This is a genomic window from Priestia sp. TRN 1309, assembly GCF_050846875.1.
Classification (GTDB): Bacteria; Bacillota; Bacilli; order Bacillales; family Bacillaceae_H; genus Priestia; species Priestia zanthoxyli.
The window spans coordinates 538,038-559,134 of record NZ_JBOZGM010000002.1; the positions used below are offsets into that span (position 1 = coordinate 538,038).

Below are 21,097 nucleotides of genomic sequence, written 5' to 3' on the forward strand. Positions count from 1 at the left end.
CTTTCTAACTTGTCCAATAGTAGCTTATATATATATAGATTAGAATTTTATAATTTAGAAGCGAGATTTAGTTAAAAATACTCATAAACTTTCTTTTTTTTAATACACATGTAACGTTGAGTTCCATAAGGAGGGTTTTAATGGCATCAAAAATGCTTTTTCGAGCTAATGAGATTTTAGAGTCAACGCATGTCCCGTTCTGGGGGAAAGATGCTTTTCAATATTTCCAAAGCGATATATTATCAGAAGAAAATCCATTTCCCTGTATATTAGGGGTAGAAGGCTTTAAAAAAGATTTACTGCGTTTTTCATTTGTGACGACTCCTTATAACTATCAAGATATTAAACATGCAGCGGCGGCACTTAGAGAATACATAGATACATTTAAGACCATAGGTCGCTATACATCCTTTGTGTTATTCTTTAAGCCTGAACATAAAGAACGGTCAATGGAAGAGTACGAAACGATGTTTTGGGATACGCTGACGTTTCTTCATCAAATTGATCAAAAGAAATGGCCGCAAGATATTCCAAAAGACCCAAAAGATGCATTATGGGAATTTTGTTTTCACGGAGAACCTATTTTTGTCGTCTGTAATACGCCTGCTCATTCTCTACGTAAAAGCCGTAAGAGCAGAGGATTTATGATTACATTTCAGCCGCGGTGGGTGTTTGAAGGTATGACAGGAGATTCAAAAATAGGGAAGCATGTACAAAAAGTCGTCCGCGATCGGTTAAAAACATATGATGACGTATCAGCTCACCCTGAGTTAGGCTGGTATGGACAGCAGGAAAACAGAGAGTGGAAGCAATATTTTTTACACGATGATAATAACCATACTACCGGACAGTGTCCATTTAAATTAAAAAGGAGTGAGCAGCATGGACGTAAAAAAAGCCTCTATTAAAAAAGGAGTTGGCGGAAAGTTTGAAGAAGTAATTAAAGAGCTGCTTCCGGCGTATACTGGATACGTTGAAGTACAGCACGATATTGCTTTTCAAACACATCCGTCTCATACGCATCCAACTGATGAAATTCTTCATATCCTTGAAGGATCTATTTACTTTACAGTTGAACGTGATACGGTTCTATGTCAGGCCGGAGATCGGATACATTTACCGAAACAAACGGTTCATTCTTCAAAAGCCGGTCCTGATGGATGCACATACGTTATTTCCATTTTAAAATAAAGACGAAAGAAGATGATGCTTATGCTACGTTCCCGGCCAGTGTTGCTACTTATCGATGTACAAGAAGGGTTTTATTCACCCCAGTGGGGAGAAAGAAACAATTTAGATGCAGAAAAGAATATGCTGACGCTACTGCAAGCATGGAGGCGCCAAGACTATCCTGTCATTCACGTGCAGCATGCATCAGAAAATCCAGACTCTCCTTTACATCCAAGTTCAAAGGGGTTTCAGTTCAAAGAAGGATTTGGTCCACAAGAAGACGAATACTTAATTCGCAAGCACGTGAACAGCTGTTTCATTGGAACAGAGCTAGATAGCTATTTAAAAGCAAATGGCTATGATACGCTTATCTTAATAGGACTAACTACTAATCACTGCGTCTCTACGACTGCGCGCATGGCTGGAAATCTAGGGTATAGGACGTATGTTGTGAACGATGCAACGGCCTGTTTTGATTGTATGTCCTACGATGGAAAAACCAGACTTCTTGCAGAAGATGTACATACATTCGCACTGTCTTCCTTGCACGGAGAGTTTGCAACGGTCGTTTCTACAAAAGAGACTCTTCAAGTCCTTCAAACCTTTCAATATGCCCAAAACCAATAACCGATGTGCATACGCACATCGGTTTTTTATGTAGATTATGTTTCTTAAAAGAAGTAAAATAAAGATAATTCTATACTATAAGGAGTTTGTACATATGATCATTCGTTATGCTAAAGAAGAAGATTTACCTATGCTTGTTGAAATTTATAATCAGTCCGTTCAAACAAGTGCTGCTACTTTTGACTTAACGCCTGTAACAGTAGAACAAAGAAGGGGCTGGTTTAATAATCATATTAGCAATGAACTTTTTCCACTTATTGTCGCGGAAAAAGATGGAGTAGTAGCGGGCTATGCTTCGCTTTCCTCGTATCGAGATAAAGAAGCGTACATTCAAACAGTAGAGCTATCGATTTATATTGATAAAAATCAACAAGGGCATGGTATTGGGAAACAGCTTATGAAGCGCATTTTGGAATTAGCTAAAGAGCTCGACCATCACGTTGTCATTTCAGGAATTACAAAAGGGAATGATATCAGTATCAAAATGCATGAGCAATTTAATTTTACATTTTGCGGAGAGTTTAAAGAAGTGGGCTGGAAATTTGATCAGTGGCAAGATGTACTTTTTTATCAGCTTATTTTATAAGATGTATGACACCTTTACACATTGTAACGTTTTAGTTTCATGTGTAAAGGTTATTAAAATAATAAGTTGTTTTATTATTTTAATACGAAAGGTGTTAGCTATCATGAGTACACATTTTCAATATCAACATCTAAGAGCTGTGCCGAAAAGATGGTCCCAAAAAGAACTGCATATCCAGCTGAATAGAATCAAACACAATTCTGAACTATCTACTATAGCAGCAGATCCGCTTTTTCATCTGTTAGAATGTACCCGTTCAGGCCTTCAAACTAAACAAGAAATCATAGACTACATCCAAACCATTCCTAATCACCAACTTCCATCTTTTGCAACTCATTTAAGCAGGTTAATTCAGCGTATTTATTATATCGAAGCTGCTGATTACTATAACCGTCCCCTCAAAGGTTATATGCTTGTTATGAAAAACCAACCCGCTTATATATCTCTTCATTTTGCCGATCAGCTCATATAAAAAGAGCTCTCTATTCTTTTGAATAGAGAGCTCTTTTTATTCGTATTTTTTCACTGTTACTTGACATTCTTTTAACGGGATAAGCTTCGACTTTTTCGTCCATTTGTATCCTAACCAAACAATTAAGAATAAAGGAAGTCCGATATAAGAAACAAGTACACCGTACCAGTCAATCGAGTCACCCATAAACGCCGAATAGTTTTGGCCTAAAATAACAACGGCACATAAAATAAAGGCAAAGATAGGGCCAAATGGGAAAAGTTTTGCATGATATGGAAGTTCACTCAAATCATGACCTTGAGCAACAAATGCTCTTCTAAAACGATAGTGGCTGATCGCAATTCCTAACCAAGCAATAAAACCAGACATACCAGAAGCGTTAAGTAACCACGTATATACCGCACCGTCTCCAAAAAATGAAGCACCAAATGCAAGTGTACCGACAAGTGCCGTTGCGATTAAGGCATTAACTGGAACGCCTCGTTTATTCACTTTTGCTAAGAACCTTGGTGCTTTTCCATCTTTCGCTAAGTTCCACAGCATACGCGTAGAAGCATACATACCTGAGTTACCAGCAGATAAAACAGCTGTTAAAATAACGGCATTAATCGCTGATGCTGCAAACGCCAGACCTGCTCGTTCGAATATTAAAGTAAACGGACTTACTCGCACGTCATCACTTGCTAATGAATTCGCTGTGTATGGAATAAGCATTCCAATAACAAAAATAGCTAAAATATAAAATAACAAGATGCGCCAGAAGACTTGTTTAACTGCGCGAGGAACCGTTTTTTCCGGATCTTCACTTTCTCCAGCTGCGACTCCAAGCAACTCTGTTCCTTGGAATGAAAAACCAGCTGCCATAAAGATACCTAGTACAGTGAAGAATCCACCGTGAATCGGTCCATCACCAAGCGTGAAGTTTTTAAAACCCGGTGCTTCATTGTTAAAGATACCAAAAATCATCATAATACCAATAACTAAAAAGATAATAACCGTTACTACTTTAATTAACGAAAACCAAAATTCAGATTCACCAAATCCTTTTACAGAAAGGTAGTTAAGCCCAAACATAATTAATAAAAACAGTGCACTCCATAAAATAGAAGAAGAGTTCGGGAACCAAAATTTCATAATAAGGGCTCCAGCGGATAATTCAGCTGCAATCGTAATAGCCCAGTTATACCAGTAGTTCCAGCCGAGAGCGAAACCAAAGGATGGATCTACAAAACGAGACGCATACGTACTAAATGAACCAGCTTCAGGCATATAAGCTGCGAGCTCTGCTAGACTGGTCATCAAAAAGTAAACCATTACGCCAATAATAGCGTAAGCTAAAAGCGCTCCCCCAGGTCCTGCTGTGTGAATTGCTCCACCACTTGCTAGGAATAAGCCGGTTCCGATGGCTCCTCCTAATGAAATCATCGTTAAGTGGCGAGATTTCAACCCACGTTTTAATTCTTGCTGCTCTTGCATAGATAAATACTCCTTTCGAATGTACGGAAAGAGACGGGATAACATAAAAAAAGCCCGCAGTATATGTGCGCGCTTTTAAATCTGAAAACCGCGTCAACCTTCCGTGAAGATAGCTCTTCACATCACTCGCATGATGTGACAGTTCTGTTCCTGTTCGGAGACAGCCCCAGCTTAAATCAACCGAGAAGTGATCTAAACTTCGGCAATTTTTCCTTTCAAGCAACATCCTCAATGTTCTCTGCATTTCCGTTACTTTACTATTAAAAACTGCGACCTCTACCTCATCGATTAGGATGAGGGTTTTTTATATTCAATTGACATAAAAGAAGTATAACAAATACTAAAACGATTGTCATTATAAAAAATAGATTCAGAAAATAGAAACATCTTTGAAATCTCTCGAATCTATTTTGTTACATATGATATAATAAACATTGTCTTTATACTACATAAATATCCAAACGTACCACAGGGGGAGCCGCCGTGCTGAGAGTGAACGAAATGTTCAGACCCTTAGAACCTGTTAGTTAACGCTAGCGTAGGAATGTGGGAATAGTAGCATATATTTGCTTACTCCTGTGTAAACCGTTTGATATGAATGATTCAAAAACAGGAGTGAGAAACGTGAATAAAGCATTACCTTTACAGGCTAAAATTGAAATAGCTATTTTTGCAGCATTGGCACTTCTACTTGACCTTTTGCCTTCCATTAAGATTGCAACGGCTGTAAGTATTTCGTTCTCCATGGTGCCCATTTTTATTATGTGCTTTCGCTGGGGAGTAAAAGGCGGGGCTCTATCTGGTCTATTATGGGGGCTTTTGCAGTTAGCGACAGGAACGGCTTATATTTTAACAGCGCTACAAACATTTATTGAATATATTGTGGCTTTTGCTTTTATAGGTTTTGGAGGTATTTTTTCACAATCTATTAAAACAAATTTAGCTACCAATAACAGATCAAAAGCTTTTGTTTTGATTGTTTTATCCCTTATTATCGGAAGCTTCGCACGTTATTTCTGGCACTTTATTGCTGGTATTATTTTCTGGGGATCGTACGCACCAAAAGGTATGTCCGCTCTGTGGTATTCTTTTTCAATGAACGGTATTTCAATGGTAGGGTCACTAATAGCCTGCTTAGTCATTCTTTCATTGTTAATTCCATCGGCATCAAGAATGATTGTAACTAAATCACATTCATCATAAGAAAAAAGACTAAATCTACCAAGATTTAGTCTTTTTTGTCATTTGTCACCTTTCTTTACACAAAAGTGTGTCAGGTTTGATAACATAGTTAGTGAAATATTCAAAAAACTGTTTTATGATAGTCAACATATTCAAACGAGATAAAGGATTGATAGCATGCTACAGAAATGGATCACGAGCATAGGTTTAGATATTGGAACAAGTACAACAAAACTGATTGTAAGCAAGCTGTTAATAGCAAATCAACAAAATCAGTTTACGCTGCCAGGCTGTCAAATTATTGATCGTCAAGTAACGTATGCAAGTTCTATCTATACCACACCTATGCTAAACGAGGTTGAAATCGATGTTCAACGATTAACGGTACTACTAGAACAAGAGTACAAGAATGCAGAAATCTCCTTAGATCAAGTGGAGGCGGGCGCTGTGATCATCACAGGAGAAACTGCTAGAAAGCAAAATGCAGAAACTATCGTTCACTATCTAGCCGAACATGCTGGAGATTTTGTTGTTGCAACAGCCGGTGCTGACTTGGAAGGAATATTGGCGGCAAAAGGATCAGGAGCAATCCAACATTCCGCTGAAACAAATGCAGTAATTGCCAATATTGATGTAGGAGGAGGCACCGCTAACATCGCTTTATGTCAAAACGGAAAAGTGATCGAAACGTTTACGCTGCATGTAGGTGGAAGATTAATTCGGCTGAATTCAGACGGCTTTGTTACCTACGTTTCACCTTATTTAACTGAATTTTTAAAAAATAATTCTTTAATACTGCGAGAAGGTGAAAAAGCAACATTTGAAAAACTCTCGTCTATCTGTCAATTACTAGCTGAAGAAACCGTGAATTATGTAAGAGCACTAATTCAAACCTCTTCGCTGCTCGTTTCTCCTCATACAAGATCTTCTATCCAACCAGAAACAATTATGATTTCAGGAGGGGTAGGAGCAATGATGGAGAAGCAAAAGCCGAAAACAGTGAGGGAAGTGGCTGTACATGGAGACATTGGTCCTCTGCTAGCGTATCAGTTTCAATCCATACACGTATCTCAAGCCGCTGAAACAACGCGCGCTACTGTCATTGGGGCTGGCATGCAAAATACAGAAGTTAGCGGATCAACCGTATACATTAAGTCTAAAAAACTGCCGCTGAAAAACATTCCGATTATAGAAATACCTGTACAGCCAGAGGAGGAGTGGAATCCGCAGCTGTTTCAAGAAAGAGCTCGAGCGTCATGCATGCAGGCTTCAACTATTTTCAGCGCAGAAGATCCTCCCGTTGCTATTGCTTTATCTCATTTCCCTTACTGCAGCTATATAATGCTGCAAGAATTAGCAAAAGTAATAAGCGCTGAATTTGGTGCTTGTTTTAAAGGAGCTAAGTGCCTCGTTGTTTTATGCGAGCAGGATATTGCTAAAGCTTTAGGACAAGCACTAGCCAAACAGGAGAACGAATTAGAAATTATTTGTTTAGATCAAATTGACTTTACCCACGGAGATTATATCGATCTAGGGTTACCCGTAGCTGGAGAGGCAATCTCTGTTTCGATTAAAACACTCGCTTTTTCATCATAATCAACTGAACATACAAGGAGGAAAAGATGTTTAAAACTACCCGGTTGTTAGGAGAAACATTTTCATTTTATAGCTTGAAAGAAATTATGGCCAAAGCAAACGAAGAACGTTCTGGAGATCAGCTCGCAGGAGTTAGCGCTGAGTCAATGAAAGAACGAATGGCAGCCAAACAAGTGCTAGCTGATATCACACTTGCTGATATTCGAAATTACCCGCTGCTAAGCGCAGATGAAGACAACGTCTCGGCATTAATCGAAAGTCAGGTTGATTCATCAGTTTACGACATTATTAAAAATTGGACAGTAGGGGAGTTAAGAGAATACATCTTATCTGATGAGCATACCGGAGAAGACCTTCTTGCGCTTAGCAAAGGATTAAACAGCGAAATGATTGCGGCAGCTACTAAAATTATGTCCAATTTAGATTTAATTCAAGGAGCTGCCAAGATAGAAGTGCAAACTACTTGTCAAACGACTATCGGTCAAAAAGGCGTATTGGCTTCAAGAGCCCAGCCTAATCATCCTTCAGATAACTTAAAAGGAATGAGAGCATCTCTTTACGAAGCGTTAAGCTATGGAATTGGAGATGCGGTTATCGGAATTAACCCTGTTATTGATACAACGGATAATATCTACGCGCTTTTAAATGAAACAAAAAATATAATCAACGAATGGTCGATTCCTACTCAAAACTGTGTATTATCACATGTGACGAGCCAAATGAGAGCAATCGAAAAAGGAGCAGCTGCTGACTTGATTTTCCAAAGTTTAGCAGGCACAGAAGCCGGTAATGATTCATTTGGGATTTCACTGTCTATGCTCGATGAAGCGACAGCGTTAATTCATGAAAAAGGGACAGCAAAAGGTCCGAACCGCTGGTATTTTGAAACAGGACAAGGTTCTGAACTGTCAGCAGAAGCCCACTATAATATTGATCAAGTAACGCTCGAAGCTAGATGCTACGGCTTAGCTCGCCACTACAAGCCTTTCTTAGTTAACACGGTTGTTGGATTTATTGGACCTGAATATTTATATAACAGCAAACAAGTCCTGCGAGCTGGGCTAGAAGATCACTTTATGGGCAAAATGCACGGCTTGCCTATGGGAGTAGACGTATGTTACACCAACCACATGGATGCTGATCAAAACGATATGGATAATTTAAGTATGCTTCTAGGAACAGCTGGGGTGAACTTTGTAATAGGAGTGCCCATGGCTGATGACTGCATGCTAAACTATCAGTCTCTTAGTTATCATGATATCGCAACCGTGCGCAATGTACTCGGCCGTACCCCAACGCCGTTATTTCAAAAATGGCTTGAAGATCAGCGTATTATGGAAAACGGACGCTTCACATCAAGAGCTGGAGACCCAACTATTTTTATGAATTTGATTTAAGGAAGGTGCTTACTATGATACCAAAGTCAAATCGCGATCCGCTTGAAACACTGAAACAATTTACCCCTGCCCGCATAGGTGTTGGCCGTACGGGAACAAGGCCGCTAACAAAAGACGTTTTATCTTTTCGCACAGATCATGCCGCAGCCGTAGACTCTGTATACGGCTCAGTTTCAGAAGATAGTCTATCTGAGTTTAACCTTTTTTCTGTGAATACACGCGCGGAGTCAAAAGAACATTATTTAAAACGGCCGGATCAAGGGAGGTTATTAGCAGATGACGCTAAGAAAGAGATTTTAAAAAACTGCGTGCCACAGCCTGATGTACAAGTAGTGGTATCAGATGGACTGAGCGCTAAGGCAATTGAAGAAAACATGAGCGACGTGTATCCTGCTTTAATTGATTCACTGGAGTCATATGGACTTCGTATCGGGACTTCGTTTTTTGTAAAAGGAGGACGAGTTGCATGTATGGATGAAATTGGTGAAATCATAAAGCCAAAAGCACTTGTGCTATTGATTGGAGAGCGACCTGGGCTGGTCAGTGCTGAATCCATGAGTGCTTACATGTGCTATGAACCTAGCAAAGGCAAAAAAGAGTCTGATCGTATGGTTATTTCTAATATTCATAAAAGAGGAACGCCTCCTATTGAGGCAGCCGCACATATCGGTACCATGATTGACAAAATGATTAAGCAACAAACAAGCGGTGTACATCTTATTGTCTAAACATCAAAAGGAGGAGAACGTATGGCGTTACAAAAACAATTAAAACCTATTCATTTATGGGCTATTTCAGTTGGTATGGTTATTTCAGGACAATACTTTGGGTGGAACTACGGGTTTGAACAAGGCGGGATTATCGGACTTGCAATTGCAACCTTAATTGTAACGGTGTTTTACACAACGTTTATGTTCAGCTATGCAGAGCTTTCAACATCTATCCCGCAAGCTGGTGGACCTTCAGCTTATGCAAGAAGAGCACTTGGACCTTTTGGCGGATATATCGCCGGAATTGCATGCTTGCTTGAATTTATTTTTGCTCCTCCTGCTATTGCGGTATCAACAGGAGCATACCTGCACTTTCTTATCCCAGCCGTTAACCCTGTATATGCAACGGTAGGTGCCTTTATTTTCTTTGTTTTACTAAATTTAATCGGGGTAAAAGAAGTAGCGGTCATTGAGCTTACAGCTACCATTGTTGCACTAATTGGTTTATCTATTTTTTATGTAGCTGGTTTGCCTCATGTACAAACATCAAATATTTTTAACGATCATTCATTTATTAACGGGCCAACAGGGGTACTAGCGGCTATTCCATTCGCTGTTTGGTTCTATCTTGCAATAGAAGGCGGAGCAATGGCAGCGGAAGAAGTGGAAAACCCTAAGAAAAACATTCCTAAAGGATTTATTGGAGCGATTATTACTCTTGCAACCGCAACGTTGTTTACACTATTTGTAACAGCAGGACTTGGCGGAGGAAGCGGAAAGCTAGCTGATTATCCACTTCCACAGGCACTGTCTTCTGTATACGGAAACGGCATTTCAACCGTTGTTGCTATTATCGGGCTATTCGGATTGATTGCTAGTTTAAATGGAATCATCATGGGATTTTCAAGACAAACCTATGCGCTTGCACGAGATGGTTACTTCCCTAAATTTCTTGCTAAAACGAATAAAAAAGGAGTTCCTGTCGGTGGTTTGTTGATTCCGGGAGCAATCGGTGTGATTTGTGCAGGATCTGCCACGTTTGCCAATGCCCTTATTATCTTATCTGTATTCGGAGCAATGATGATGTACTGCATCAGTTTAGTTTCTCTTTTTATTTTACGTAAAAAAGAACCTAACTTGTCTCGTCCTTTTAAAGTAAATTACCCGGTAGTGCCAAGCGTTGCTTTAGTATTAGGGATTCTGTGCTTATACAGCATTATAAAATACAGTGTGCTTACAACAAGTTTAATGCTGTTTGGTGTTTCTCTACCTTTAATGTATGTGATTCTTGGCATTTTCCTTCTTTCAATTATTTACTATGTTTTTTATGGTTCAAGACAGCTTAAAAAAGAGGCATCCAATTCATATCAAGAAGCATCTATTAAATAAGAAGAAAAACGGCTGCTGTAAGAGCAAGCCGTTTTTCTTGTGAAATTAAAGGGTTGAGCGTTTTTTTGTAGAATGATATACTAGGTCTGTTTGTTGGAAGAATATACATACATTTATATTAGATAAAGAAGGGGCAATTATGATGAACAAACGTAATACAATCATTATCACGGTTGTTTCATCTATTCTGTTATCAGCCTGTCAGCAAGAAGAGACAATAAAAGACGGAAATACAATGATAGTAGAAAAAGATGCAAAAAAAGTACTAAATGAACCAAAAACACAGGTAGAAAGCATTCAATCAATTGATTTGAATAAAGAAGCAATGAGCGGAAAATTTATCACAGCCTGGATGACTGATTATTTTTCAGCGTTCGGAAAAGCAGTTGATGACAACTCTTTTAATGATCTAAAAGCTTTTTTGAAAGCGGACAGTTCTTTTTATAAAGAGCAGAACCTTCTTGTTGAAAATTTCACACGACAAGGCATCGAGCAGAAGAAGCAAACGTTTCATATTGTCAATTGGTATGAAGAACCTAACCATGTGTTCAAAATACAAACCCACGAGGAAAGCTTATTAAAACAGCCCGGCAAAGATCCTTACAGCAAAGTTTGCGACCGCCTTTATACAGCTGTTTACCAAAACGATACGTTAAAGCTATCGAGTGTAGAACCATTCGACTTTTCATCTAAACCAAATACACACACTGAAACTCCCACTACACAAACAACAGATTTACACGACTACGATGGAAAATGGACCACTGGCAATGATAACGGATCTCCTATCATTCAATTTCTTGCTACATCCAACTCGGAAGCGACGATTAAAATAAATTCGTACCAGCCACCTAGCAAAATCCGCGTGTCAACCGTTGAACAAAAAAATATTCGCTTTGAAAATAACCAAGCCGTCATTGAATATGAAAATGATGGACAAGGAAATAAAGGAACCATTGTCATTACGCTTAAAGAAAACTCCATTTCGTTACTCGCTAAAACAGATCAACATAAAAAGGCAAAATGGGGAATTCCAAGCGGTGATTACGTACTTGATACGTTCGAAAATTAAAGATCCTTTTAAGAATAGACTAAATTCGGCATTGAGGAGGACACCTTATGCATAAAAAATGGACGATTGCATTCGTTCTACTGCTGCTAATGGTTTTGACGGCCTGTGAAGAAAAAGAAACAGTTAAGTTATCCAAACCAACCGAACCTTCCTCAGATGAAGTGATCCCAAAAGATCAAGCTAAGTCATCTATCAAGCCTGATCTTGTATCAGAAAAAAAAGCAGAAAAAACTGCAGTTGAGACGATGAATAAAATTTCAAGCACCTATAAAGAATTAGGTGAAGAGTATGAATGGGATAATGAATCTAACCCTGCTGATTATGAAACGTTAAAAAAAGCGCTAACGCCATATGCAACATCATCTTTAATTGCAACAAAGTTAAAAAGTATCTCCACTAACTATTACTGTAAAGAATGTAATATGAGCTTTTTCCCTGATGTTAATCATCTTATTCGATTTGAACTTATTAACAATCACGCCGGGCAATTTTCGGTGTCAGCCATTGAACCAATTAGTAAAGAAGGAAGCGGCGGACTGACCATTTACATGAATTTTAAATACGTTAATAAGCAATGGAAGTTAAATGAATGGGATGAAGTTACCTATCATCAAAAATACCTCAACATTACGGCTGATGAATATATGGAATACGTGAAGTCAATTAATCCTTCTAGTGATATTTCATACCAAGGCGAAACAACCCGCACAAATGAAAAAGGGGAAAAGGAAGAAATCATGGTTTTCAAAGAGAACCATACAAAGTATGCCATCAGCAAAAACAGCTCTCAGCGAATCGACGACTTTAAAGAAGAGGAAAAGGAAAAAGAAAAAGAAGAGAAGGAAGAAAAAGAGTTTAATTTAAAAAATATCCCAAAAGTTGATCAAGAAACAGCAGATATTTTTATTGAACATTATTTGCGAGATTTAACAAAGTCCATTAACACAAATAAATTCGAACACGTACAGCCTTATATCCAGCGTGACAGTGTTTTGTGGAATGATCAAAAGCAGCTTGTGAAAATGCTGTATGAAAGAGACATTCGAGAAGAACTCGTTGATTATTCGGTATTAGACGTTGAACCTGTGAGTGAAGAAGAAGATGATGATGAAACGGTCTATACAATCCAAACAAAAGAAGTTATTTCCATTACAACGAACGGTCAAAGTCAAGAAAAAGAGTATTACCGAACGTATACCGTTTCTTACAGCAACAAACAGCTGTACCTGACTAAAATTGAATCACTTTAAAAAACATCACGTTCTGCGTGATGTTTTTATGTATACACAATTTGTGTAATTCCTATCATGATAGATTTTAACGTTCCACCATAAAAAGCAAATCTTTAGAAAGATCATCTCAAAAAATACTTTACTATACTAACGCAAGATAACTCTTCCTTATCAAGCGTTCATATGATAAAGTAGAGTAATAAGCAGAAAATAGAATTTATTTTACATATAATGGATGTTTTTATTAAAATCTTAAAAAAACGGCTTTCTAAATTGAGTTTTGAGAGGTTTTTGAAAAATTTTAATGGTATTTGTTGCAGTTTGATAAAAATTCATTATATACAATTTTGGATCATTTAAAAGGTATTCATTTATTTGTGGTAATTAGGAGGGTTAAAATGGAAGAATTTGAATTATCGCCTGCGAAAAATTCGTTTCGCCAGCTAAAAGAGCAGTGGGAAGAGGCAGAGCTCTTAGATGAAGATAACAACTTGAATTTAAAGCACGTTTCAGATGAAGAATTTATTCAGCTCTTTTTTTCAATGCGTATTATCAAAAAATCACTTTCTCCTCATACGATCAGATCTTACAATCAAGACATGAAAACGATTCTGTCTTTTTTCTATGAACGAGAGATTACATTAAAATCGATTGGATTTATGGAAGTCAAATTATTTAATGAAGAAATGATAAATCAATATGCCAATCGCACTGCTGCAAGAAAACTAGAATTTTTTAGAAGAATGCTAGAGTTTGGACACGCTACTCATTTTTATCCTTCGCTGTATACGACGTGGATTGAAAAACCATCTATCGCAAAAGGACATTACAGTGATAAGGAAAAACAAAATCGTACCGAATACCGAGAGCTAACCGATTGCGAAGCCCAGGTGATTGTAAATGCGTTAGAATCCGTCGTGCGCATTCGCCAGCATGAAAAGGAATTCAAAGCGCGCAATCGCTTAATGGGAATGCTGTTGTATATGAGTGGAATGCGTTCAAGTGAACTGCTAAGTTTAAATTGGGGAAGCTTCCGCGAAGACCGCCGCGGAAATTTGGTTGTAGATGTGATTGGTAAAGGAAAAAAAGAACGCACTATTCCCGTGTTTGATGATGTGAAAGAAACGCTTTTCACTTATCGGCAAGCGTTAAATGAAAGCACCGAACTAAGTCCTTTTGACACTGAACCGCTTTTTTACTCCATTAAAGAGTATTATCGTACCGGCGAAAAAAAGCGATTATCCTATACAACGTTGTATCGAACGATTAAATCAGCTGTTTATAAAGTGAAAGGAAACGCGTCTATTTCTCCTCATTGGTTTCGTCATACCTTTATTACAAATAGTTTAGTTAATGACGTTCCGCTTGCGGTTGTGAAACAAGTAGTAGGGCATTCTTCTATTGCTACAACGAACGTTTATCTTGAAAAACTTCAAGAGGATACGGTATACGACGCGTTTCGAAAGTCGGGCTATCGCTAATCACTTATAATATTTTTATGTAAACTAAAAAATATATATTTTCATTTTTACTGCTTATGCGTATGAAATAAGTTGTATAAATGAATAAGTTACTTTTCCTACAATATAATGGTAGAAAGTCGATAAAGGAGGGAGCTACCTATGACGGCTAAACATCCGCTTCACTACCATTTCGGAGAAGTAACGGAGCTTTTTCATTACATATACGAAGTTTGTGAAACAGCAGGTATTTATATTGACTGGAGCGGAACAGCCCAAACCGTTCAGCTATATCGAAGTAAAGAATCTTTTTTATCCGGAGAACGCTACATCGGAGCGATTCAATATGAAGGGAGCAATCAGTTTCAAAAAAGATGGCCTTCTACCGTCAGTTTGAGATTTCGACGTGCAAACTTGTCGTTTATTTTAAAATATTGTTTAGAACAAATTGAAGACTACCGCAAAGACACAAATAAAGAACCCTTCATTAATCCAAATGCAGAATCCATCGCGTTTAAATTCACCTCTTTAACAGATGAAACCAAACAAGTGATTTCAAAAATTAAAGAAGTATTATGTATTGCCAACTACGTATAAAACCCCGCAGAATGTTACCTGTGGGGTTTTGGGTATTTAACGCAGGTTTTCTGCGTCTTGAAGCAATTGTTCGGCGCGGAATTCAAGTTTTTGTAAAGTGTCGGTATAAATCTTTACCTGCTGCTCGTTTAGCTGGGACGTTAATTCGGAAAATACCTGTTCTACAGCAGGCGTCACTTCTGTTTTTAAACGCAGGCCGTCTTCTGTTATTTGAATAAAAAACGAGCGGCGATCTTCTGGATTTCTAACACGCTGAATCCAATTTTGTTTTTCTAGTAAATCTAAAATTTTAGTCAGCGTCGCTTGATCTTTATCTGCTCGCTCAGCTAATTGCTTCTGTGTACTATATTCAGCTTCTGATACGCGCTTTAAAACGGTCCATTGTTCTGGCGTAATCCCAAAAGGACGTAAGTGTGCGGCAACGACTCTGCTTAAGCGCTTACTTGTACGAACGGTGGGAATGCCGAATATTTCTTCTAACGATTCCATATAAAACCTCCTGCATATATACCTGCTGTGATTATATCAGCTGTTTTTATTTCTGTAAATTTGTTTGTAAAGGTGATCCTTTATAAAAATAAATTTACACAATAAATTGCAAATACACTAGACTTATTGTGTGTATCCTTGTAATCTAGTGTAAGAATAGTTAAACTTTTTCAAAAACAGTAGGGGGTACACACATCCATGATTAAAGCGGTTTTTTTCGACCTAGATGACACGCTACTTTGGGATCAAAAAAGCGTAAAAGAAGCATTCGTTGCAACATGTACATATGCAAGTGAAAAATATAATCTAAAACCTGAAGAACTAGAAGAAGCGGTGCGTAAGGAAGCAAGAGAATTATATGCTTCGTATGAAACCTATGAATTTACGCAAATGATTGGCATTAATCCATTTGAAGGGTTATGGGGAAATTTTCTAGACGATCATGATCAATTCCGAAAAATGAAAGATATTGTTCCTACTTATCGCAAAGAAGCTTGGACTCGAGGCCTTCGTGCTCTAGGAATTCACGACGATGCTTTTGGAGCGGAATTAGCTGAACGTTTTCCATTAGAGCGCCGCAAAACACCTTTTGTATACGAAGAAACGTTTGAAGTGCTTGATCAATTAAAAGGAAAGTACAAGCTGCTGCTGTTAACAAACGGTTCACCTGACTTACAAAATACCAAATTAGATATTACATCAGAACTAGTTCCATATTTTGATGAGATTGTGATTTCAGGGGCATTTGGCCGGGGTAAGCCTGATCCATCTATTTTCGACCATGCTTTATCACTTATGGATTTAAAGAAAGATGAAGCGATCATGGTTGGAGATAATTTAATGACAGATATACTGGGTTCTTCTCGCGTTGGAATGAAATCTGTATGGATTAATCGTCACGATAAAGAGCGAAATGAAGTCATTCCTACTTATGAAATTACCCATTTAAGTGAACTGCATTCAATTTTAGATGAACTAAATTCGTAATACGAACAAACAAAAAGAGGCGTAAATCGTCTCTTTTTTTGTTGTAAAAACAAGTACAAAAGTCTCTGAAAGTCCTATATCCGTTCCAAATCTCACTGACTTCAGTCACTTTTTCTTCTTCCTGCATAGTAAACCAATCTTATCCTTGATTCCCAGATAAATACCATGTAGCATAGTATATAGACTAGTCATTGGAGGAATAACATGAAGAAAATAGTTACCAGAAGCCTTGTAGCGGCTGTTTTGTTCACAAGTCTCGCCGCTTGTGAAGACAAACAAGGCGATACGCACGTCACTTACAAAAACCCTCAACCTAAACATGCCCCTGGAGCAGACACCATTTCAGCAACAGATGAAACGATGGCTCCTGTAAGCCGGGTAGCGACAGAAGGTGAAACCGATGATCGATTAGCGTTTGGAGAACGATCAAAACACGGTCAATATTATGTTTCCACAACGGATGCACAATTTTATCCTGTTAAAGAAGCTAAACAAGAGTATTAATTACATATAGAAAAAACGCCTGTCTTTTGTTTTATAGAAAAAGAGAGTAGACATTAAACGTGTTAATGTAGTCAATTTTAAAAAGAACGTGTATCATTGTAAGTGCTGGTAACAAAAGTTGGGCATAAAATGTGGATAAAAAGTTACGAGAAAGGAAAAGGTGCGTACATCACGTTAAAGACATATGAATCATAAACATACAAAAACAAATACTGAATTCAGTAATAAAAAAATAAACATGCATTTAAATAGAAAACTATCAGCGGCTATCATAGCTGCCTTTCTTTTCGCTTTGCTTTTTTGTTTTATACCAGGGATAAAAGAGTCAATTCCCAATTTTACTATAAAGAAAAACAGTTCGCATTTCAGCGAATTATTTCCTTTATACCTTTTGTTCTTTACGCCCTTTTTTTTAATAATGGGGACGTTAGGCACAGTTATTGTTGATTTATTAGTCAGCGCTTTTGTTAAAGAACGCAGTAAAAAAATTGATTTTATCATGTCATTCATATTTCATGGTATTTTTGGATTTTTAATGTTTGAATTTGGAATGATGGGCGTCATTCTTATTTTTATTGTTGACCGTATTCTTTCAATCCGTAAAGAAAGCTACACTTATTTATATCCACTGGTTTGCTTAGTGGTGTCGGCTATTATTGGAACTCTTGTCCATTTCATTTCTACTATCGGCTAATAAAAATGCTAAAAAAGAGACCTCAAAGGGTTAGGTACCGCCTAACAATTGAGGTCTCTTTTTTTAAAAACACCATTTGGCTAAGTTATTTACTTTACTGCGCTAACGTTTGATAAATCAAAAAGATATTTAAACAAATGACTAATGCAGCTATCACCCAAGCTACAGTAGTTGTTGCTTTATGATTAACCAACCCGCCCATGATTTTTTTATTACTTGTAAACATGATAAGAGGTACAAGCGCAAATGCAATTCCGAACGATAAAATAACTTGACTGACAACTAGTGCACTTGTTGGATTTACGCCAAGTCCGATAATCAAAAGCGGCGGAATAATTGTAATGAAACGACGAAGATATAAAGGAATTCTGCGTTTAATAAATCCTTGCATAATGACATCTCCAGACATTGTTCCGACCGAAGAACTTGAAAGTCCTGAAGATAATAATCCAACACCGAACGCAATAGCTGCAAAAGGACCAATTAAATGTTCAAATTGTGTAAAAGCCACGTCCAAATCTTGCACGTTTAATCCGTTTTTAAAGAATAGAGCGGCTGCGACAATCAGCATGCTTGCATTAATTGCACCAGCGATAATCATGGCAATCACAATATCGATAAATTCAAAGCGGAAAATCGCTTTTTTCTCCGATTCTGTAGTTCCTACCACGCGGCGCTGCGTAAGAGCTGAGTGCAAATAAATCGCGTGCGGCATAACTGTAGCACCTAAAATCCCAGAAGCTAACAGCACGCTGTCTGTCCCGTGAAACTGAGGGACAAATAAGCCGTGGACAACACTTGCGCCGTCTGGATGCGCAAGAAACATTTGAGTCCCAAAAGCTAATACCACAATAAAAACCATTGCCGCAATCGCTGCTTCTAGCAGTCGAACACCTCGTCTTTGTAACTCTAAAATAGCAAAAGAACCTACCGCTGCGATGAGTGCAGCTGGGAACAAAGGAATATGAAATAATAAATAAATTCCAAGAGCAGCCCCAATAAATTCTGCTAAATCCGTCGCCATAATGACTAATTCCCCTTGGATCCAAAGCCCAAAAGAAACGAAGGACGGGAAGTGTTCCTGTGCTATCTCGGGTAAATTCAAGCCTGTTGCAATACCTAATTTAGCTGATAACGATTGAATTAAGACAGCCATTAAGTTAGAAATTAATACAACCCAAAGCAACATGTATCCGTATTGAGAGCCTGCTGCGATGTTAGTAGCAAAATTACCTGGGTCAATATAAGCAACCGCTGCGATAAAGGCAGGTCCTAAGAAAGGTAATAATCGCTTAATTCCTTTTGTTTTACCCGACAATACGTCTTGAGCACTTAGCTGCATAGCTGATAATGCTTTACTGCCGTTTTGATCTTTCATGTCTAGTGCTCCTTTCTTTGATGAACAATAAATAGCCCAAGCTAATTTTTTTATATGAAGTATAAAATGTTTCCTTAATGCAAATTATATGCTAGCAAAGGTTCTTTTGACAATAAAAAAGTTTAGCAAAAAATATAAATCATCTTCAGCTGTTTTTTATCCCGTTTGGCACAATTCTTTAAATGCACACCCGTGACAGGAGGAAGGCGTATCTGCTTGAGGGAAATGCTCAAGCGGAAGAGGCTGATTTACCTCTGAGTGTTCCAAAAAAGTTTTCATATAGTCAATGCTTGTATCGATTTGCCGAAGAACAGCTTCAATTTCGTGAAGAGTAAGCTGATACGTACGCGCACTGCCTGAAAGCAAGTATTCGTTTCGGACTTTTATCTGATCAACGGAAATATTATATTCAGCTAGCACGTAGAGAGCGTAAATTGCCAGTTGAAACAAATCATCTTTTGTTTGTTTACTTGTTTTCCAATCAACAATCGTAAATTCGTCTGCGACTGGATTTTTAAAAAGGGAATGAAAAGGCGCATATACTTTATAATCATACACATTTATAGAACGAAACGCCTGAGGAGAATCTACTTCTAAAGAAGGTGAAGACACCACGTCGCAAAACGATTTACTTTGTAAAAAGTTATGTACACAAATGTGTACCCGCTTTTGCATGTCTTTAAGATCTTTTTTAGAAATATAGCCGTTTTCGTAGAATTCTAAAAGCATCTTATACTGAGCAGGCTTGTGATACCAAAGCTCTCCATAGTCAGTAGAATCACGCAGTGCGTTATTTAGTAGCTGCTGTACTTTCTTCACTAAATTTTGTTCACCCGGGACAATCTGTGTAGATGTATAGTCAGAAATGGCTTCTGTAATCACCTGACGGACGGCTTGTCCTGCGTACATAGATAAAGTAGAAACCTTTTTTAAACGATAAGCGCTTTGAGACTGTGCAGAAGCGCTGTCAAGCCATCCGTTGTGTGAGACATAATAATGATATGCATACTTTCGTTTGCACTGTGTGATCATTTTATGCCTGGAATAGGACCATGAAAATTCAGGGAAATCAGTGATTTGAAACAAGCTATTCACATCCTTTTTCAAAAACTGCGCATAGGTTGGTCTATTAGTGTATTCGTATATGAGTTAAAATAGACTAAAAATGTAGAGAGTGAATAGCTACGCATGCATATTATTTTGTGGATTCTTGCGAAATATGTATAAATAGAAAAAACTATTTAAAAATTGGTTGCTTTTTTCTATGGCAGATGTTATATTAATAAAGCGATGAGCTAATTTGTGTAAGTCGAAGGACATGCTTTCGAGCTAAACGTGTGAATGTGGTCACACGGTCCCCGCCACAAACGCATCAAAGACGTCCTGCGTGGACGTCTTTTTCATTTTATAAAAAAGAGAGCATATTGCTCTCTTTTTTTGTGGTAACTTTTTGATCCCTTCTATAATTTCTGCCCCTTTTATTTACTGCAGCCAAACTTACTGTATTTGCACATTTGCCGCATATTGCATTGTTCCTCTTGTAGAGTTAATCACGATATCTACAACGTAAAAACCTTGATTTTCAGGAATCTTAAATTCATTATTTTTGACAAACAGCTTGGTTTTTTCACCGTTATTTTTCCATATATGCACGCTCACGCCGCGAATATAAGCGCCGTCTAGGTTGGAAAAATGGAGCTTAACCAATTGTTGCTGCTTTAAAGGGATACTTTTTTGCTGCGATATGTATGTATATAAATCATATACATTTATTTCTTTTTTTGTTGTTGAACGGCCGTTTGACCAGTTAATAGAACCTTTGTGAAGGTGATAGGTATGTTCGCTCACCGCAAGCGCAGCTTCAGGTTTGTTTTGGTCGTATTCTTCCTCTAGAAAGAAAGCACTGTTCTTAAGTAAAAGTAAGAAGAACACCGTAACAGCTCCTAGACCGCTTAAGACATATACACCACATTTTGCGGGTTGTACTTTCATAATAATTTCCTTTCACAGACCAATAATTAAGGAGGATAGGTACATAAAATTTCCACTTTTTCTATTCTAAACGATTACAAGTGAAAT

General features: G+C 37.9%; 22 protein-coding genes and 2 riboswitches. Of the genes, 17 read left to right on the forward strand and 5 right to left on the reverse strand.

What is annotated here, in order from left to right:
• The first annotated feature begins 140 nt into the window (after nucleotides 1–140).
• The 5 genes from ACRPLQ_RS10055 to ACRPLQ_RS10075 all read left to right on the forward strand — a co-directional run bounded on the left by ACRPLQ_RS10055 (nucleotide 141) and on the right by ACRPLQ_RS10075 (nucleotide 2,855).
• Nucleotides 141–908 carry a YqcI/YcgG family protein gene (locus ACRPLQ_RS10055; protein ID WP_033579114.1) on the forward strand — a complete coding sequence of 256 codons (768 nt, stop codon included), beginning with the start codon at nucleotides 141–143 and terminating at the stop codon, nucleotides 906–908.
• A complete protein-coding gene (locus ACRPLQ_RS10060) occupies nucleotides 883–1,191 on the forward strand; it encodes a cupin domain-containing protein (protein ID WP_013057236.1) in 309 nt (102 codons plus the stop codon). The genes ACRPLQ_RS10055 and ACRPLQ_RS10060 overlap by 26 nt, the downstream gene beginning before the upstream one ends.
• A 21-nt stretch (nucleotides 1,192–1,212) precedes the next feature.
• The gene (locus tag ACRPLQ_RS10065; protein ID WP_033579113.1) at nucleotides 1,213–1,797 is read left to right on the forward strand and encodes a cysteine hydrolase family protein; all 585 of its coding nucleotides are present in this window, start codon (nucleotides 1,213–1,215) and stop codon (nucleotides 1,795–1,797) included.
• A 94-nt stretch (nucleotides 1,798–1,891) separates the two neighbouring features.
• On the forward strand, nucleotides 1,892–2,383 hold the full coding sequence (locus ACRPLQ_RS10070; protein WP_033579112.1) for a GNAT family N-acetyltransferase: 492 nt from the start codon (nucleotides 1,892–1,894) through the stop codon (nucleotides 2,381–2,383).
• A 103-nt stretch (nucleotides 2,384–2,486) separates the two neighbouring features.
• Nucleotides 2,487–2,855, forward strand: coding sequence for a hypothetical protein (locus ACRPLQ_RS10075; protein WP_033579111.1), 369 nt, complete (start codon nucleotides 2,487–2,489; stop codon nucleotides 2,853–2,855).
• Between the two features lie 36 nt (nucleotides 2,856–2,891).
• On the opposite strand, the gene ACRPLQ_RS10080 is transcribed toward ACRPLQ_RS10075, so the two are convergent.
• The gene (locus ACRPLQ_RS10080; RefSeq protein ID WP_047750873.1) at nucleotides 2,892–4,331 is read right to left on the reverse strand and encodes an amino acid permease; all 1,440 of its coding nucleotides are present in this window, start codon (nucleotides 4,329–4,331) and stop codon (nucleotides 2,892–2,894) included.
• 102 nt (nucleotides 4,332–4,433) lie between these two features.
• Nucleotides 4,434–4,618, reverse strand: a riboswitch (Lysine riboswitch).
• Nucleotides 4,619–4,792: 174 nt separating this feature from the next.
• Nucleotides 4,793–4,893, forward strand: a riboswitch (TPP riboswitch).
• A gap of 32 nt (nucleotides 4,894–4,925) precedes the next feature.
• On the opposite strand from ACRPLQ_RS10080, the gene thiT reads away from it, so the two are divergent.
• The 9 genes from thiT (at nucleotide 4,926) to ACRPLQ_RS10125 (ending at nucleotide 14,966) form a co-directional block, all read left to right on the forward strand.
• Nucleotides 4,926–5,534, forward strand: a complete 609-nt coding sequence (gene thiT, locus ACRPLQ_RS10085) for an energy-coupled thiamine transporter ThiT (protein WP_047751853.1) — start codon at nucleotides 4,926–4,928, stop codon at nucleotides 5,532–5,534.
• A 156-nt stretch (nucleotides 5,535–5,690) separates the two neighbouring features.
• Entirely contained in the window at nucleotides 5,691–7,109 is a 1,419-nt protein-coding gene (locus ACRPLQ_RS10090; protein WP_432235942.1) for an ethanolamine ammonia-lyase reactivating factor EutA, read from the forward strand.
• Nucleotides 7,110–7,135: 26 nt separating this feature from the next.
• Nucleotides 7,136–8,506 (forward strand): ethanolamine ammonia-lyase subunit EutB, encoded by a 1,371-nt coding sequence (locus tag ACRPLQ_RS10095; RefSeq protein WP_099331053.1) that lies wholly within the window; start codon nucleotides 7,136–7,138, stop codon nucleotides 8,504–8,506.
• Between the two features lie 14 nt (nucleotides 8,507–8,520).
• Nucleotides 8,521–9,234, forward strand: coding sequence for an ethanolamine ammonia-lyase subunit EutC (eutC, locus tag ACRPLQ_RS10100; protein WP_432235943.1), 714 nt, complete (start codon nucleotides 8,521–8,523; stop codon nucleotides 9,232–9,234).
• 21 nt (nucleotides 9,235–9,255) lie between these two features.
• Nucleotides 9,256–10,605 carry an ethanolamine permease gene (eat, locus tag ACRPLQ_RS10105; RefSeq protein ID WP_034266474.1) on the forward strand — a complete coding sequence of 450 codons (1,350 nt, stop codon included), beginning with the start codon at nucleotides 9,256–9,258 and terminating at the stop codon, nucleotides 10,603–10,605.
• Between the two features lie 142 nt (nucleotides 10,606–10,747).
• On the forward strand, nucleotides 10,748–11,677 hold the full coding sequence (locus tag ACRPLQ_RS10110; RefSeq protein ID WP_432235944.1) for a TcaA NTF2-like domain-containing protein: 930 nt from the start codon (nucleotides 10,748–10,750) through the stop codon (nucleotides 11,675–11,677).
• A gap of 47 nt (nucleotides 11,678–11,724) precedes the next feature.
• Nucleotides 11,725–12,927 carry a TcaA NTF2-like domain-containing protein gene (locus tag ACRPLQ_RS10115; protein WP_432235945.1) on the forward strand — a complete coding sequence of 401 codons (1,203 nt, stop codon included), beginning with the start codon at nucleotides 11,725–11,727 and terminating at the stop codon, nucleotides 12,925–12,927.
• A gap of 380 nt (nucleotides 12,928–13,307) precedes the next feature.
• Entirely contained in the window at nucleotides 13,308–14,390 is a 1,083-nt protein-coding gene (locus ACRPLQ_RS10120) for a tyrosine-type recombinase/integrase (protein ID WP_432235946.1), read from the forward strand.
• A 141-nt stretch (nucleotides 14,391–14,531) separates the two neighbouring features.
• Nucleotides 14,532–14,966: a hypothetical protein gene (locus ACRPLQ_RS10125; RefSeq protein WP_013083346.1), complete on the forward strand. Its 435-nt coding sequence runs from the start codon at nucleotides 14,532–14,534 to the stop codon at nucleotides 14,964–14,966.
• A gap of 36 nt (nucleotides 14,967–15,002) precedes the next feature.
• On the opposite strand, the gene ACRPLQ_RS10130 is transcribed toward ACRPLQ_RS10125, so the two are convergent.
• Nucleotides 15,003–15,455, reverse strand: a complete 453-nt coding sequence (locus ACRPLQ_RS10130; RefSeq protein ID WP_033579104.1) for a MarR family winged helix-turn-helix transcriptional regulator — start codon at nucleotides 15,453–15,455, stop codon at nucleotides 15,003–15,005.
• Between the two features lie 198 nt (nucleotides 15,456–15,653).
• Between ACRPLQ_RS10130 and ACRPLQ_RS10135 the strand changes: the two genes are divergently transcribed.
• The 3 genes from ACRPLQ_RS10135 (at nucleotide 15,654) to ACRPLQ_RS10145 (ending at nucleotide 17,640) form a co-directional block, all read left to right on the forward strand.
• Entirely contained in the window at nucleotides 15,654–16,442 is a 789-nt protein-coding gene (locus tag ACRPLQ_RS10135) for an HAD family hydrolase (RefSeq protein WP_033579103.1), read from the forward strand.
• Nucleotides 16,443–16,646: 204 nt separating this feature from the next.
• Nucleotides 16,647–16,946: a hypothetical protein gene (locus ACRPLQ_RS10140; RefSeq protein ID WP_231503804.1), complete on the forward strand. Its 300-nt coding sequence runs from the start codon at nucleotides 16,647–16,649 to the stop codon at nucleotides 16,944–16,946.
• A gap of 184 nt (nucleotides 16,947–17,130) precedes the next feature.
• Nucleotides 17,131–17,640, forward strand: a complete 510-nt coding sequence (locus ACRPLQ_RS10145) for a hypothetical protein (RefSeq protein ID WP_028413179.1) — start codon at nucleotides 17,131–17,133, stop codon at nucleotides 17,638–17,640.
• Between the two features lie 94 nt (nucleotides 17,641–17,734).
• On the opposite strand, the gene ACRPLQ_RS10150 is transcribed toward ACRPLQ_RS10145, so the two are convergent.
• From ACRPLQ_RS10150 to ACRPLQ_RS10160, 3 genes are all read right to left on the reverse strand, one after another.
• On the reverse strand, nucleotides 17,735–19,018 hold the full coding sequence (locus ACRPLQ_RS10150; RefSeq protein WP_028413180.1) for an Nramp family divalent metal transporter: 1,284 nt from the start codon (nucleotides 19,016–19,018) through the stop codon (nucleotides 17,735–17,737).
• A 156-nt stretch (nucleotides 19,019–19,174) separates the two neighbouring features.
• On the reverse strand, nucleotides 19,175–20,104 hold the full coding sequence (locus ACRPLQ_RS10155; protein WP_165635226.1) for a PD-(D/E)XK nuclease family protein: 930 nt from the start codon (nucleotides 20,102–20,104) through the stop codon (nucleotides 19,175–19,177).
• A gap of 411 nt (nucleotides 20,105–20,515) precedes the next feature.
• The gene (locus ACRPLQ_RS10160) at nucleotides 20,516–21,010 is read right to left on the reverse strand and encodes a hypothetical protein (protein WP_033579100.1); all 495 of its coding nucleotides are present in this window, start codon (nucleotides 21,008–21,010) and stop codon (nucleotides 20,516–20,518) included.
• Between the last annotated feature and the right edge of the window lie 87 nt (nucleotides 21,011–21,097).

Excerpts from the sequence above, each read along its gene's own strand:
- ACRPLQ_RS10055 (WP_033579114.1), top strand. The coding sequence starts at position 141 with ATGGCATCAAAAATGCTTTTTCGAGCTAATGAGATTTTAGAGTCAACG.
- ACRPLQ_RS10060 (WP_013057236.1), top strand. The coding sequence starts at position 883 with ATGGACGTAAAAAAAGCCTCTATTAAAAAAGGAGTTGGCGGAAAGTTT.
- ACRPLQ_RS10065 (WP_033579113.1), top strand. The coding sequence starts at position 1,213 with ATGCTACGTTCCCGGCCAGTGTTGCTACTTATCGATGTACAAGAAGGG.
- ACRPLQ_RS10070 (WP_033579112.1), top strand. The coding sequence starts at position 1,892 with ATGATCATTCGTTATGCTAAAGAAGAAGATTTACCTATGCTTGTTGAA.
- ACRPLQ_RS10075 (WP_033579111.1), top strand. The coding sequence starts at position 2,487 with ATGAGTACACATTTTCAATATCAACATCTAAGAGCTGTGCCGAAAAGA.
- ACRPLQ_RS10080 (WP_047750873.1), bottom strand. The coding sequence starts at position 4,331 with ATGCAAGAGCAGCAAGAATTAAAACGTGGGTTGAAATCTCGCCACTTA.
- thiT (WP_047751853.1), top strand. The coding sequence starts at position 4,926 with ATGAATGATTCAAAAACAGGAGTGAGAAACGTGAATAAAGCATTACCT.
- ACRPLQ_RS10090 (WP_432235942.1), top strand. The coding sequence starts at position 5,691 with ATGCTACAGAAATGGATCACGAGCATAGGTTTAGATATTGGAACAAGT.
- ACRPLQ_RS10095 (WP_099331053.1), top strand. The coding sequence starts at position 7,136 with ATGTTTAAAACTACCCGGTTGTTAGGAGAAACATTTTCATTTTATAGC.
- eutC (WP_432235943.1), top strand. The coding sequence starts at position 8,521 with ATGATACCAAAGTCAAATCGCGATCCGCTTGAAACACTGAAACAATTT.
- eat (WP_034266474.1), top strand. The coding sequence starts at position 9,256 with ATGGCGTTACAAAAACAATTAAAACCTATTCATTTATGGGCTATTTCA.
- ACRPLQ_RS10110 (WP_432235944.1), top strand. The coding sequence starts at position 10,748 with ATGAACAAACGTAATACAATCATTATCACGGTTGTTTCATCTATTCTG.
- ACRPLQ_RS10115 (WP_432235945.1), top strand. The coding sequence starts at position 11,725 with ATGCATAAAAAATGGACGATTGCATTCGTTCTACTGCTGCTAATGGTT.
- ACRPLQ_RS10120 (WP_432235946.1), top strand. The coding sequence starts at position 13,308 with ATGGAAGAATTTGAATTATCGCCTGCGAAAAATTCGTTTCGCCAGCTA.
- ACRPLQ_RS10125 (WP_013083346.1), top strand. The coding sequence starts at position 14,532 with ATGACGGCTAAACATCCGCTTCACTACCATTTCGGAGAAGTAACGGAG.
- ACRPLQ_RS10130 (WP_033579104.1), bottom strand. The coding sequence starts at position 15,455 with ATGGAATCGTTAGAAGAAATATTCGGCATTCCCACCGTTCGTACAAGT.
- ACRPLQ_RS10135 (WP_033579103.1), top strand. The coding sequence starts at position 15,654 with ATGATTAAAGCGGTTTTTTTCGACCTAGATGACACGCTACTTTGGGAT.
- ACRPLQ_RS10140 (WP_231503804.1), top strand. The coding sequence starts at position 16,647 with ATGAAGAAAATAGTTACCAGAAGCCTTGTAGCGGCTGTTTTGTTCACA.
- ACRPLQ_RS10145 (WP_028413179.1), top strand. The coding sequence starts at position 17,131 with ATGAATCATAAACATACAAAAACAAATACTGAATTCAGTAATAAAAAA.
- ACRPLQ_RS10150 (WP_028413180.1), bottom strand. The coding sequence starts at position 19,018 with ATGAAAGATCAAAACGGCAGTAAAGCATTATCAGCTATGCAGCTAAGT.
- ACRPLQ_RS10160 (WP_033579100.1), bottom strand. The coding sequence starts at position 21,010 with ATGAAAGTACAACCCGCAAAATGTGGTGTATATGTCTTAAGCGGTCTA.